Origin of the sequence: Falsiroseomonas sp. E2-1-a4, from assembly GCF_051433165.1 — a bacterium.
Lineage (GTDB): Bacteria > Pseudomonadota > Alphaproteobacteria > Acetobacterales > Acetobacteraceae > Falsiroseomonas.
Genome location: NZ_JBHMFS010000005.1, coordinates 81,532 through 93,602 on the forward strand (window position 1 = coordinate 81,532; position 12,071 = coordinate 93,602).

The 12,071-nt window shown below is 71.3% G+C and carries 14 protein-coding genes; 10 read left to right on the plus strand and 4 right to left on the minus strand.

Annotation, left to right across the window (positions count from 1 at the left end; genetic code table 11):
* Positions 1–222 precede the first annotated feature (222 nt).
* The 9 genes from ACFHNC_RS07225 (at position 223) to speE (ending at position 8,698) form a co-directional block, all read left to right on the plus strand.
* Positions 223–762: a flagellar basal body-associated FliL family protein gene (locus tag ACFHNC_RS07225; RefSeq protein ID WP_437168549.1), complete on the plus strand. Its 540-nt coding sequence runs from the start codon at positions 223–225 to the stop codon at positions 760–762.
* Positions 759–1,883: a flagellar motor switch protein FliM gene (gene fliM / locus ACFHNC_RS07230; RefSeq protein ID WP_437168550.1), complete on the plus strand. Its 1,125-nt coding sequence runs from the start codon at positions 759–761 to the stop codon at positions 1,881–1,883. Before ACFHNC_RS07225 ends, fliM begins: the two co-directional genes overlap by 4 nt.
* The gene (locus ACFHNC_RS07235; protein ID WP_437168551.1) at positions 1,880–2,314 is read left to right on the plus strand and encodes a DUF6468 domain-containing protein; all 435 of its coding nucleotides are present in this window, start codon (positions 1,880–1,882) and stop codon (positions 2,312–2,314) included. Before fliM ends, ACFHNC_RS07235 begins: the two co-directional genes overlap by 4 nt.
* A complete protein-coding gene (locus ACFHNC_RS07240) occupies positions 2,314–2,946 on the plus strand; it encodes a MotE family protein (RefSeq protein ID WP_437168552.1) in 633 nt (210 codons plus the stop codon). Before ACFHNC_RS07235 ends, ACFHNC_RS07240 begins: the two co-directional genes overlap by 1 nt.
* Before the next feature lie 45 nt (positions 2,947–2,991).
* Entirely contained in the window at positions 2,992–3,372 is a 381-nt protein-coding gene (locus ACFHNC_RS07245) for a response regulator (RefSeq protein ID WP_437168553.1), read from the plus strand.
* The gene (locus tag ACFHNC_RS07250) at positions 3,365–3,988 is read left to right on the plus strand and encodes a protein phosphatase CheZ (protein ID WP_437168554.1); all 624 of its coding nucleotides are present in this window, start codon (positions 3,365–3,367) and stop codon (positions 3,986–3,988) included. Before ACFHNC_RS07245 ends, ACFHNC_RS07250 begins: the two co-directional genes overlap by 8 nt.
* On the plus strand, positions 3,988–7,089 hold the full coding sequence (locus ACFHNC_RS07255) for a hypothetical protein (RefSeq protein ID WP_437168555.1): 3,102 nt from the start codon (positions 3,988–3,990) through the stop codon (positions 7,087–7,089). Before ACFHNC_RS07250 ends, ACFHNC_RS07255 begins: the two co-directional genes overlap by 1 nt.
* A gap of 212 nt (positions 7,090–7,301) precedes the next feature.
* Positions 7,302–7,754 carry an adenosylmethionine decarboxylase gene (gene speD, locus ACFHNC_RS07260; protein WP_168034390.1) on the plus strand — a complete coding sequence of 151 codons (453 nt, stop codon included), beginning with the start codon at positions 7,302–7,304 and terminating at the stop codon, positions 7,752–7,754.
* 74 nt (positions 7,755–7,828) lie between these two features.
* A complete protein-coding gene (speE, locus tag ACFHNC_RS07265; RefSeq protein WP_437168712.1) occupies positions 7,829–8,698 on the plus strand; it encodes a polyamine aminopropyltransferase in 870 nt (289 codons plus the stop codon).
* Positions 8,699–8,700: 2 nt separating this feature from the next.
* On the opposite strand, the gene ACFHNC_RS07270 is transcribed toward speE, so the two are convergent.
* From ACFHNC_RS07270 to ACFHNC_RS07285, 4 genes are all read right to left on the minus strand, one after another.
* The gene (locus tag ACFHNC_RS07270) at positions 8,701–10,101 is read right to left on the minus strand and encodes a hypothetical protein (protein WP_437168556.1); all 1,401 of its coding nucleotides are present in this window, start codon (positions 10,099–10,101) and stop codon (positions 8,701–8,703) included.
* Positions 10,102–10,194: 93 nt separating this feature from the next.
* On the minus strand, positions 10,195–10,917 hold the full coding sequence (gene fliP, locus ACFHNC_RS07275; protein WP_437168557.1) for a flagellar type III secretion system pore protein FliP: 723 nt from the start codon (positions 10,915–10,917) through the stop codon (positions 10,195–10,197).
* Positions 10,914–11,213: a hypothetical protein gene (locus ACFHNC_RS07280; RefSeq protein ID WP_437168558.1), complete on the minus strand. Its 300-nt coding sequence runs from the start codon at positions 11,211–11,213 to the stop codon at positions 10,914–10,916. Before ACFHNC_RS07280 ends, fliP begins: the two co-directional genes overlap by 4 nt.
* Positions 11,214–11,258: 45 nt before the next feature.
* Complete coding sequence (locus ACFHNC_RS07285) at positions 11,259–11,510, minus strand: hypothetical protein (protein WP_437168559.1); 252 nt, start codon at positions 11,508–11,510, stop codon at positions 11,259–11,261.
* 107 nt (positions 11,511–11,617) lie between these two features.
* Here ACFHNC_RS07285 and ACFHNC_RS07290 point away from each other — a divergent pair, with 107 nt between their 5' ends.
* A complete protein-coding gene (locus tag ACFHNC_RS07290; protein WP_437168560.1) occupies positions 11,618–12,046 on the plus strand; it encodes a flagellar basal body rod protein FlgB in 429 nt (142 codons plus the stop codon).
* Positions 12,047–12,071: the final 25 nt, after the last annotated feature.

Here is a 12,071-nt window from a genome sequence, read left to right on the forward strand (position 1 = left end):
GGGCTGCGCTTCTGCCGGGGGGCTTCGCAAGCCGCGTGCCAGCCCTGCGGCTCCCGGGCGGGCAACGGGCCATGCAGCTTCTGCCGGGGGAGGGGCAGGTTTGGCCGGCGCCCGGCAAGCTTCGGGCAACCGGTTCCGGCGCAAGGCTTCCTTAAGCGGTACGCGTCATTCTGGGGGTCGGCGGGGTCTCACCCGCTTTGGATGAAAGGGACGACCGGAAGCATGGCGGCGGCAGCGGCAGCCAAGACGGATGCGGCGGCGGGGGGCGAGGCTCCCCCGGCGAAAGGCGGCAGCAAGAAGCTGCTGCTGATCCTGTTGCCTGTGCTGCTGCTGGTGGGCGGCGGCGCCGGGCTGTGGTTCACCGGCATCCTGCCCGGCCTGCTCGGCATGGGCGCGCCCCCTGTCACGGAAGAAGCCGCCGCGGCGGAGGCCGAGGCCGCGCCGCCGCCGCGCAGCCCGCCCGCCTTCGTCGAACTGCCGGAGATCATCTCCAACCTCAACGCCCCCGGCCGCCGCCCGGTCTTCGTGCGGCTGCGCGCCAAGCTGGAGATCAGCAAGGCGGAGGATGCCGCGGTGGTGACGGAGGCGATGCCCCGGCTGCTCGACCTGTTCCAGACCTATCTGCGGGAGGTGCGGCCGGAGGAGCTGCGCGGCAGCGCCGGCACGCACCGGCTGCGGGAGGAGCTGATCGCGCGCGCCACCCTGGCCGCCGCGCCGGCCCGCATCACCGACGTGCTGTTCATGGAATTCCTGGTGCAATGAGCGGCCAGGGAGAGACTCCGCAAGGCCCGGATACCTCGGAGGAAGATCTCGCCGCCGCATGGGGCGCCTCCGTCGAGGCAGATGGCGCCGCCGCGCCCGACCCCTTCGATGATGTGGAAGCCGCACCCCCGGCCGATGCCGCGCGCGTGCTCAACCAGGCCGAGATCGACAGCCTGCTGGGCTTCGACAACGGCCCGGCGGGCGACAATGGCGAAAGCGGCATCGAGCGGATCATCTCCGCCGGCCTCATCGCCTATGAACGCCTGCCGATGCTGGAGATCGTGTTCGATCGGCTGGTGCGGCTGATGTCCACCACGCTGCGGAACTTTACCTCCGACAATGTGGAAATCTCGATCGATGCGATGACCTCGCTGCGATTCGGCGACTACCTGAACTCCATCCCGCTGCCCGCCATGCTGGCGGTGTTCAAGGCGGAGGAGTGGGACAATTACGGGCTGGTCGTGGTCGACAGCAGCCTGATCTATTCCATTGTGGACGTGCTGCTCGGCGGCCGCCGCGGCACCGCCGCCATGCGCATCGAGGGCCGCCCCTACACCACCATCGAGCGCACGCTGGTCGAACGCCTGATCACCGTGGTGCTGGCCGATCTGCGCGCGGCGTTCGAGCCACTATGCCCGGTGACCTTCCGCTTCGAGCGGCTGGAGGTGAACCCGCGCTTCGCCGCCATCTCCCGCCTGTCCAACGCCACCGTTCTGTCCCGCCTGCGGGTGGACATGGAGGATCGCGGCGGGCGCATCGAGATCATGCTGCCCTACGCGACTCTGGAGCCGGTGCGCGAATTGCTGCTGCAGCAATTCATGGGCGAGCGCTTCGGCCGCGACAGCATCTGGGAAACCCATCTGGCGGAGGAACTGCGCCAGACGGATGTGGCGCTGGATGTCGTGCTGGATGAGCAGACCATGCTGCTGTCGCAGGTGCTGCGGCTGAATGTCGGCGATCGCATCATCCTGTCATCGCCGCCCGGGGCGCCGGTGCGGCTGCGCTGTGGGGATGTTCCGCTATTCGCCGGCCAGCTCGGGCGGCGGGAGAACCGGCTGGCGGTGCGCATCGACAGCGGGCGGGAGATTCCGTCCGAAGCGACGATGAGGCAGATCGCATGAGCACCCTGGAATGGATCTCCCAAGGCGCGCTGCTGCTGCTGCTGGCCATCGCCGTGCCCTTCGCCTGGCGGCTGGAGCGGCAGATCAGCGCGCTGCGGCGCGAAGGCGCGGCGCTGGAAGCCGGCGCCGCCGGCATCGCCGCCGCCAGCGAGGCGGCTGAGGGCACGCTGGCCCGGCTGCGCGCCACCGCGGAACAGGCCGGGCGCAACGTCGCCGAACGGGTGGCGGTGGCGGAGCCGCTGCGCGAGGATCTGCGCTTCCTGACCGAACGCGCCGAACAGCTTGCCGACCGGCTGGATGGCCTGGTCCGTCAGGCGCGTCCGGCCTCGGCCTCCGACATGACGCTGGAGAACGCGGCAGCGCCGTCCGGCCCATCCCCGCGCAGCGAGGCGGAACGCGAATTACTGCGTGCGTTGCGGGGTGGCCGCTGATGCGCCGTATCCGCATTCCGGCCCTGCGGCTTCGCCGCCTGCGGCTGCTGCCGGTGGCCTTCGGCGTGATGGCGCTGCTTGCGGCCGCCAAGATCGAGCGCATGGTCCGCGCGGGTGAGCCGATGCTGCCGGTGATCACCGCGGCGCGCGCCGCGGACCCGGCCCCCGCGACGCCTGCCACGCCGCCCGCCGCGCCTGCGGCCGAGCCCAGCGCGGAACAGGCCGCTGAACGTGCCGTGCTGGAATCGCTGCGTGCCCGGCGCGCCGCGATCGAGACTCGCGAGGCCCAGGCCGTGGCGCGGGAGACGATGGTCGCCGCCGCCGAACGCCGCCTGGCGCAGCGGGTGGAGGAGCTGGTCGCGCTGCAACGGCGCCTGGAGGCGCTGGAGGCGGATCGCGCGGCGCGCGAGGAAGCCGGGCTGCGTGGCCTGGTGAAGCTCTATGAAGGCATGCGCCCGCGCGATGCGGCGATGATCTTCAACGAGCTGGAGATGCCCGTGCTGGTCCAGATCATGGACCAGATGCGCGAAGCAAAGGCCGCGCCCGTGATGGGGGCGATGCTCCCGGAACGGGCAAGGTCGCTGACGGCGGAGCTGGCGCGCCTGCGCGCGGCCCGCATTTCGGCACGGTGAGCGGCGCCAGGATGGCGGTTTGTGGATAACAGGGGCGCAATGCTGATGGACAAGAACACGTCTGTTCTGATCGTGGACGACTACAAGACCATGCTGCGGATCATCCGTAACCTGCTGAAGCAGCTCGACTTCGAGAATGTCGAAGAAGCGACGGACGGGGCGGAGGCGCTGGCGAAGATGCGCGCCGGCAATTTCGGCCTGGTGATCAGCGACTGGAACATGGCGCCGATGACGGGCCTCGACCTGCTGAAGGAGGTCCGCGCCGATGCGCGCCTGAAATCGACCCCCTTCATCATGATCACGGCCGAGAGCAAGACGGAGAACGTGGTCGCCGCCAAGGCCGCCGGTGTCTCCAATTACATCGTGAAGCCGTTCAACGCCGAGACGCTGCGCGGCAAGATCGAGAAGGTGATGGCGAATGCCTGACGGGATCGCCCCGGCCGGGGCCGACCTCCTGCCGGAAGGGGAGCGCATCGAGTCCGTGGTGCGCGCCGTGCTGGGCACCATGTCCGGCGACCTTTCGGTGGTCGAGGCGTCGCTGCTGGCCGAGCTCGAAGGGCTCGGCCGCACTGTCGCGCGTGCGAAGCAGGAGATTGCGTCGCTTCGCGTCGATGACATCACGCTCAGCCACATCCCCTCCGCGACGGATGAGCTGGACGCCATCGTCGGTCATACGGCGCAGGCGACGAACGAGATCCTGGATGTGTGCGAAACGCTGGAAGGCGTCGCCACCCGCGTGGGCGGGGTGGAGGCGGAGGCGCTGGCCTCCGCCGTCACCCGCATCTACGAGGCCTGCAGCTTCCAGGACATCACCGGCCAGCGCATCGGCAAGGTGGTGACGGCGTTGAAGGCGATCGAGGCGCGGGTGGACCAGGTTGTCTCGCGCTTCGGTGGCGCCGGTGGCGCGCCCGACCCATCGGCCCCGTCGCCCCCCGTGGACCCGGATGAGACGGAAGGCCGCCGTTTGGCGAATGGCCCGCAGCTTCCGGGTGCTGGCGTCAGCCAGGCGGATATCGACAAGCTGATGGCGGATTTCGACTGATGGCTGGACCGGGAAGGACGCCGAAGCGCCGCCCGCGCGGCCTTTCCGGTGCGGCCGCGCTGGTGCTGGGGGCGCTGCTGGCCAGCCCGGCCCTGGCGCAGGACAGGGTGGGGGTTCGTGCCGGTGACCATCCCAGTTTCGGCCGGGTGGTGTTCGACTGGCCCGGCACTGTCGTCTACCGCGTTGAACAATCCGATGGCCGCGTCGTGCTGCACTTCGCCAGCCCCGCCGCCTTCGACCTGACCACGTTGCGCCGCCCGCCGCGCAACGTGCTGGGCGTGACCACGGCAGCGGACAGCGCCGAGATCCGCCTCGCCCCGGGTGCCGCCATGCGCCATTTTCGGCTGGGCAACCGCGTGGTGGTGGATGTGCTGGATGCCGGGCGCACCGAATTCGGTGCTCCGGGCGGCAGGCCGGACCCCGCGCCGCGGCCGGCACCGCAGGTTGCGCCACGGGCCACGGGTCAGGCCCAGGCCCAGGCTACTTCGCGCCCGGCGGTAGGCGCCGTGGTGGCGGGCAGCGCGCAGGCCGGCGTCCCGCCCCAGGCTGCTCCAAGTAGGGCCGCGCCGCCGCCAGCCCGCGCCGCCATGCCCGCGACCTCGCCCTTCCAGCCCGCGACGCCGCCACCGGCCGAGGCCCCAGTGATTGTCGCCGCCGCACCGCTCGCGCCCGTGCAGGCGGAGCCGCTGGCTGCCCCGGCAGCCCGGCCCGCGCCACCACCCGCCCCGGCGCGCATCGCGGAGCCGGCCCCGGCCCCGACCCCGACCCCGGCCCCAGCCCCAGCCCCAGCCCCAGCCCCAGCCCCAGCCACCACCCTGTCGCCGGCCGAAAGCCAGCGCCCCGTCGCGGTGCGGTTGCAGCCCGGCCCCGTGATCAGCATCGCCGCCCCGGCGCAGGTCGGCGCGGCGCTGTTCCGGCGCGGCGGCATCTGGATGCTGGTGCTGGATACGCCGCTGCCGCTGGACTTGGCCGCGCTGCGCGGCAACCCGGCGCTCGCCGCCGCCGAGGCCTCCACCGGGCCGGAGGCGACGACGCTGCGCCTGCCCGCCGCCGGCCTGCCCACGCCGCGCCTGCGTCGGGACGGCAATGCCTGGGTGCTGGACCAGCCGACCGGGGAGACCGGGCTGCGCGGCATCCTGCCCGAGATCGAGGCCGGTCCACCCACCCGCCTGCTGCTGCGCGCCGAACAGGCCGGCGGCAGCGTCTCCGTCCTCGACCCCGAGACCGGCACCGCGCTGCTGGTGGGCACCGTGCGGGGCGGGACGGAAGCGGTCACGCAAGGCCGGCGCGCCGCCCTGTTCGAATTGCTGCCGACGCGCCTCGGCGCCGCCATCCTGCCGCGTGCCGATACGGTGACGCTGCGCGCGCTGCCCGGCCGCTTCATGGCCGGCGCCGCGCCAGGGGCGGAGTTGGCGCTCGGCCCGGATGTGCCCGCTGCCGCCGCGGCCGCCGCGGCCATGACGCGCAGCTTCGACCTGCCGGCGGAGACTCTGGCGGGGCTGCAGGAACGGGTCCGCAACGCCACCAGCGCGGTGGCCGCCGCCGCCCCGCTCAGCCGCGGTGTGCCGCGCCTGCGAGTGGCGGAGGGGCTGCTGACGCTGGGCCTGCCGCAGGAAGCCCAGGCGATGGTGATGCTTGCGCTGCGGGAGGACCCGGCGCTGGCCGAACAGCCGCGCGCCCACGCCCTGCACGGCGCCACGGCGCTGCTCAGTGGCCGTCTGGCGGAGGCGGTGGGCCTGGACCACCCCGGCCTGCCGCAGACCGATGAGATCGCGCTGTGGCGCGGCCTGCTGGCCGCGGCGCGGGGGCAGGAGGCGGCGCCCGCAGTCGCTGCCGGCCTGCCGCTGCTGCTGTCCTACCCGGCGCCGCTCCAGGCCCGGCTGGCGCCGCTCGCTGCGGAAGCCCTGGCGGCGGGCGGGGAGGGGGAGGCGGCGCGCCGCCTGCTCGCCACCCGCGACCAGGATGATCCCTCACTGGCCCTGGCCCTGGCTCGGGTGCTGGAGGCGGAAGGCGCGGTGGAGTCGGCGCTGGTCGCCTATGATGCGCTGGTGCGGGGCCGCGACCGCCGGGCGCGTGCCATTGCCATGCGACGCGCGGCGGAATTGCGCCTTTCAAAAGGTCTGATCGACGCGGCCGGCGCGGCGGCGGCGCTGGAAGCGACGCTGGCCGCCTGGCGCGGCGATGCGCTGGAGACGGAGGGCCGTTCCCGCCTGGCGGAATTGCGCATGCTGGCCGGCGATGCGCGCGGCGCCTTCGACCTGCTGCGGGAGACGGCGGCGATGTTCCCCGACCTCGCCGCCGGGCTGCGGACCCGCCAGGTGCAGGCACTGCTGGGCGCGCTGGATCGTTCGCCGCCGCTGGCCGCCGTGGTGCTGTACGACGCCCATGCCGACATGCTGCCGCCCGGCGATGCGACGGAACAGGCGCTGGGTTCGCTGGCGGAACGCCTCGCAGCGCTGGACCTGCTGGACCGCGCCGGCCATGTGCTGCGCGGCGCGGCGGAACGCGCCCCGGATGCGGAGGCGAAGGGCCGCATCGGCGCAAGGCTCGCCGGGCTCGCGCTGGGCGCCGGCGATGCGCGCGGCGCATTGAAGGCGCTGGAGGAGACGGGCGGATCGCAACTTTCCAGCAATCTCACACGGTCCCGTCTGCTGCTGAAGGCGCGCGCTCAGGCGCGGGCCGGGGAGGCGGATGAGGCGGTGGCCAGCTACCGTGAGGCCGGGCCGGCGGCAGCGGCCGAACTCGCCGTGCTGCTGGAGGAAAAGCAGGATTGGGCCGGCGCCGCGGCGGCGCTGCGCCAGCACCTGGCGAGCGTGGCCCCGCCCGCGCCGGCCCCGCTGGAGGAGGCGCTGAAGCCGGTGGTCGCGCGCATCGCCGCCTTGCTGACTCTGGCCGGCAACGAAGCCGGCCTTTCCGAACTGCGCGCGGAGGAACAGGCGCGGATGTCGGACGGCCCGCTTTCCGGCACCTTCAACCTGCTGACGGCGGAGCGCGTGGCCGGGCTGTCGGACCTGCCGCGGCTCCAGCAGGAACTGGATGTCGCGCGCGGGCTGCCCGGCAGACTGGACGGGTTGCGGGCCGGGACCCCCATTACAAGGTAATTTTCGCGCCCCCCCCCGGGGGGAGCCGGCAAAGCAGCCGGTCCCCCCCGGGGGGGGACCCACTTTTTTTTCGGCCTTTGGTCCCGAATTCGCTTGCGCCCCCCCCCGGTTTGCCGCATACCCCGCCGCCTTGACCCGATCTGCTTTGAACAGCCGCATTCCCGCGGCGAGCGATCATCCCGGTCATCTGCTGGCTGGAAGGAGCCCTTACCATGGAAGCTCTCGTCCAACTGGGGATGGTCTCGGATCTCCCGAGCGACGCCCAGAATGATGAGAACCGCTCGGCGGAAACGAAGGACTACTTTGTCCATCGCAACGGCGTGCGTTATGCGGGAACGCATCTGATCATCGACCTGTGGGGGGCGACGAATCTCGACGACCCCGACCATATCGACGCGGTGCTGCGCGAAGGCGCGCTGGCTACCGGCGCCACCATCCTGCACGGCCATTTCCACCACTTCTCTCCGAATGGTGGCGTGTCCGGCGTGTTGGTGCTGGCCGAGAGCCATGTGTCGATCCACACCTGGCCGGAGCGCGATTACGCCGCGCTGGACATCTTCGTCTGCGGCGAATGCGACCCCTACAAGGCGCTGCCGGCGCTGAAGAAGGGCTTCCTGGCGGAGCGCGTGCAGCTTGCCGAGCACAAGCGCGGCCTGATCGGCTGAACCCGGCCCTCAGGGCCGGATGGGTTTGGGGCGGGCCGCAGGGTCCGCCCTTTTTTGCGCGCATGGGGTTGATGATGACGACTGAGACCTGGGTGAACGAGACGCTTTATGCGGAATGGGGCCAGCGCTTCCTGGTGAAGCGGGAACTGGCGCATGTGAAGTCTGACTTCCAGGACATCCGCATCTTCGAAAGCCACCTGCACGGCCGCGTCATGCTGCTGGATGGCGTGGTGCAGATTACGGAGGCGGATGAGTTCGTCTACCAGGAAATGCTCGCCCATGTGCCGCTGCTTGCGCATGGCGCGGCGAAGCGCGTGCTGATCATCGGCGCCGGCGATGGCGGCGTGCTGCGGCGCGTGTTGCAGCATCGCACGGTGGAGCGCGCCGTGATGGTGGAGATCGATGGCGAGGTGATCCGCCTGGCGAAGGAACATCTGCCCGCCATCGGCGGCGATGCCTGGACCGACCCGCGCGCCACCGTCATCGTCGGCGACGGCATCGACCATGTGCGCACCGCGGAAGCCGGCAGCTACGACGTGATCATCGTCGACAGCACGGACCCGATCGGCGTCGGCGAAGTGCTGTTCACCGACGAGTTCTACGCGAACTGCGCCCGCATCCTGACGGAGCGCGGCCTGGTGGTTAACCAATGCGGCGTGCCCTTCATGCAGGCCGAGGAACTGCGCGAGACGTCGCTGCGCCGCGGGAAATTCTTTCCGGATGTCTTCGCCTATGTCGCCGCCGTGCCGACCTATGTCGGCGGCTTCATGACACTGGGCTGGGCGGCGAAGGATGCCGGCTGCCGCCAGGTGGTTCTGGCCGAGATCCGCCGCCGTGCGGATGTCGCGGGCGTGCTGGACACCACGCGCTACTGGACGCCGGAAATCCACCTCGGCGCCTTCAACCTGCCGCCCTATATCGGCATGCACCTGCCGCGCGGGTAAGGTCAGGCCTCCACCGGCGGCGGCACGCGGTCACCCGGCTGCAACCCGCGCAGCCGGCGCTCGCAGAAGCGTTCGCCGAACACGTCGCGGAGCGAGGAGGCGATGGCGTTGCGCGCCGTCTCGAACTCCTTGCGCGCCGCGGCGTCATCGGCCTCGGCCAATGCGCGCGCCTCGGCGGAGCGGATGGTCGCGATTTCCTCGTTCAGCCGCTTGGCCGAATCCCGTGGCAACGCGCGGCCGGCGACATAGACCGCCTGGCTGATGCCGATCAGCGTGATGAGCTGGTCCGGCAGGGTGAAATTCTCCAGGTCGCCGGTGCCGCTGACCACCAGGGCGATCGCGGCGAACAGGCTGAACAGCAGCGCCTGCACCCGCGTCACGTCGATCTCGCCATCCGATTCCACCAGGTCCGTCCAGCGCGGCAGGCGCGGCGTCGGATCCAGCACGCCGGTACCGAGCAGCCAGAGCCGGTTCGCCGTGTGCATGACGGACCCCTCCGTCAGCCGCGCAAGGGTGGACCCGGTCAGCGTCACGCCCAGCAGCGTGAGCACGGAGGTGGAAAGGTTCGGCATTTCCCCCGTGCGGCCCATGACATAGGCATAGACCCCGGCAAGAACGAGGGTGAACAGCAGCACCTGGAAGCGCGACAGGCTGCAAAAACCGAAGCTGTCCTGCGCGATCACGGTCGGCCGCAGCGCATAGGCGAAGGCGCCGGGCGCGCCGGCACCCAGCAGGCGGCGGCTGTGCTCATATTGCCGCGCATGGATTCGCGAAGCCGCAAAGGCCAGCGTCAGATAGGCGGCCAGCACGGTCAGCAACCCAGCCGTGGTGGACAGGCGCAGGGTGGAGACGAAAAGCGGTTGGCGCGCATAGACGCGCAGCTCCCGCCCACTGGCGCGCAGTGGGCTGGCATCCGCCTGCGTCGGGTCCAGGCAGAGGAACAGCACCACCTGCCAGGAGGATGGCCACCAGCCACGGTCAATCGCCGGGAAAAGGGCGGAGACGGTGGTCGCGTCATCATCCGGTGATGGCGGCAGCACCGTGCCGCGCTGGAGATGGCTCTCGCGCAGATCGACCGGGGAGATGCCGTCGGGGTAGATCACCGCTTCGAAGAAGGCATTGCGCCACTCCAACGGGGTCAGCCATGGCGGCCGCGCCACGGTGATCTCCAGCGTCGGTACGGCCTTGGAGGTCTGCCGCACCGGCCGCAGGGGCAGCGACGGTGCGCTGGTATTCAGATGGCGGGCCACATCCTCCATCATCATGAAGCCGGACCCGACGCGCCAGGGCTCGTCCCGCGGCACCGGGGGGCTGCACTGGATGGCGCGGGACAGCGGCTGCGCCTGCCCAGGTGCGGTCCAGAGGAGGCCCAGCAGCAGTATGGCAATGAAACCGCGCAGCATGGCCCGTCTCCGCAACCCCGCCGGGACCGTGCGGCCGCAGTCACAACCTGCGCAACAGGTATTCGGTTTCGCCCATTTCAGTGCGGCGTGGGTTCAGCTTGGGGCGAAGCCCTGCACCAGGCTGCCCGCGATCAGCCGCCAGCCATCCACCAGCACGAAGAAGGCCAGTTTGAAGGGCAGCGCCACGATGGTCGGCGGCAGCATCATCATGCCCAGCGACATCAGCAGGCTGGCGGCGACGAGGTCGATCACCAGGAAGGGCAGGAAGATCAGGAAGCCGATCTCGAAGGCGCGGCGCAGCTCACTCACCATGAAGGCGGGCGTCAGCACCCTCCAGGGCGCCTGTGCCGCATCCGACATCGGCAGGTTGGCGAGGTCGAGGAACAGCGCCAGATCGGAATCGCGCACCTGGGCGGCCATGAAGCGGCGGAACGGCTCGGCCGCGGCCTGCAGCCCCTCCAGCTCCCCGATCGTGCCGGCGGCCATGGGCCGCAGGCCCTGTTCCCAGGATTGCATCAGGGCGGGCTCCATGACGAACAGGGTCAGGAACAGCGCCAGGCCGATCAGCACCGGGTTGGGCGGGATGGATGGCGCGCCGATGGCGCTGCGCAGCAGGGCCAGGACGATGACGATCCGGGCGAAGGCCGTCATCATCACGATCAGCGACGGCGCCAGGGACAGCAGCCCGATCAGCGCGGTGAACTGGATCAGCCGCGCGGTGGTGCCGGATTGCCCCGCGCCGAGATCGAGGTTGAGGCTCTGGCCGAGCGCCACCCCCGGCAGCAGCACCAGCAGCAGGACCAGAAGCCGGGTCATCGCCTAACCTCCGGCGGCACTTCGTCCGGCGGCCCCTCTGGCGGCAGCCAGCCGAGCGACACATCCTGCGCGCCGCCGGTCACCAGCAGCAGGCGGCGATTGTCGCAGCGCAGCAGCAGCAGGCGGCGGCGGCCATCAAGTTGCAGGCTTTCCTCGATGGCGAGGTGGCGGCCGGCCCGCTGCCCGATGCCGGCCGCCCGCGCCGCGCGCCCGGCCAGCAGCAGCGCCGCCAGCACCGCGAGCATGGCGGCGGCGGCGGTCAATCCGGCGGTGATGAGGCTTGCGGTCTCGGTCATCCTGTCCCCCGCGCGCCGCATCCTGCGGCCCGCAACAACACCTGCTCAGCCGCGGGCCACCTGAGCGGTCAGCTCGTTCACCTGGCGCAGCAGCGCCTCCAGCGCCGGGCGCAGCATCCGGGCTTCCTCCACCCCGAGGGCAAGCACGGCGGCACAGAGCGCCGTGGCGTCGCGATCCAGGCCCTCGAGGTCCACCCGGCGCCCGCCCTCCACCAGCGCACGCGCGACCAGCACGGTGCCGCCCATCGATTCGATGGCGGCATGCACGGCCTCGGCATGGGTGGCGGTATGGGGCATGGCCGCAATCTGGCAGGCCGGGGTGAAGGATTCCTCAACGCCGCGGGCGGGATGAACCAGCGGCGGCGGAAACCCTTCCTTCATGCCCTGCGGGCCAGAATGGGCGCATGGAAGCCCTGACCTCCACCTCCAGCCGCCCCGCTCCGGCCGCGCGCGCGGCCAGCCCGCTCGACCTTGCCGCGAGGCGGGTGAGCTGGCTCGACAGCCGGCAGGCGGTGCTGGCGCGGAACATCGCCAATGCCGATACGCCGAACTACCGGCCGCATGATCTGCTGCCCTTCGCGCGGCACCTGGCCGCGGCGCTGCCGCCCGACATGGCGCGCACCGCGCCGGCGCATCTGCCCCCCCGCGGCGGCAATCGCGCGGCCGCGCCGGAGGACCGACTGGTGGCGGAGGCGGTGCCGGATGGCAACGCCGTGTCGCTGGACCGCGAGGCGGTGCGGATGGCGGAGACGGATACGGCGCATGCGCTCGCCATGGCCGTGCATCGCAGCTTCATGGGCATGTTCCGCCTGGCAATCGGCCGTCAGGGCTGAAGCCGGCGTCTGGAGGAGGACAGGG

Bases quoted from the DNA above. Each gene is read 5' to 3' on its own strand.
- ACFHNC_RS07225 (WP_437168549.1), top strand. From the start codon at position 223: ATGGCGGCGGCAGCGGCAGCCAAGACGGATGCGGCGGCGGGGGGCGAG.
- fliM (WP_437168550.1), top strand. From the start codon at position 759: ATGAGCGGCCAGGGAGAGACTCCGCAAGGCCCGGATACCTCGGAGGAA.
- ACFHNC_RS07235 (WP_437168551.1), top strand. From the start codon at position 1,880: ATGAGCACCCTGGAATGGATCTCCCAAGGCGCGCTGCTGCTGCTGCTG.
- ACFHNC_RS07240 (WP_437168552.1), top strand. From the start codon at position 2,314: ATGCGCCGTATCCGCATTCCGGCCCTGCGGCTTCGCCGCCTGCGGCTG.
- ACFHNC_RS07245 (WP_437168553.1), top strand. From the start codon at position 2,992: ATGGACAAGAACACGTCTGTTCTGATCGTGGACGACTACAAGACCATG.
- ACFHNC_RS07250 (WP_437168554.1), top strand. From the start codon at position 3,365: ATGCCTGACGGGATCGCCCCGGCCGGGGCCGACCTCCTGCCGGAAGGG.
- ACFHNC_RS07255 (WP_437168555.1), top strand. From the start codon at position 3,988: ATGGCTGGACCGGGAAGGACGCCGAAGCGCCGCCCGCGCGGCCTTTCC.
- speD (WP_168034390.1), top strand. From the start codon at position 7,302: ATGGAAGCTCTCGTCCAACTGGGGATGGTCTCGGATCTCCCGAGCGAC.
- speE (WP_437168712.1), top strand. From the start codon at position 7,829: ATGACGACTGAGACCTGGGTGAACGAGACGCTTTATGCGGAATGGGGC.
- ACFHNC_RS07270 (WP_437168556.1), bottom strand. From the start codon at position 10,101: ATGCTGCGCGGTTTCATTGCCATACTGCTGCTGGGCCTCCTCTGGACC.
- fliP (WP_437168557.1), bottom strand. From the start codon at position 10,917: ATGACCCGGCTTCTGGTCCTGCTGCTGGTGCTGCTGCCGGGGGTGGCG.
- ACFHNC_RS07280 (WP_437168558.1), bottom strand. From the start codon at position 11,213: ATGACCGAGACCGCAAGCCTCATCACCGCCGGATTGACCGCCGCCGCC.
- ACFHNC_RS07285 (WP_437168559.1), bottom strand. From the start codon at position 11,510: ATGCCCCATACCGCCACCCATGCCGAGGCCGTGCATGCCGCCATCGAA.
- ACFHNC_RS07290 (WP_437168560.1), top strand. From the start codon at position 11,618: ATGGAAGCCCTGACCTCCACCTCCAGCCGCCCCGCTCCGGCCGCGCGC.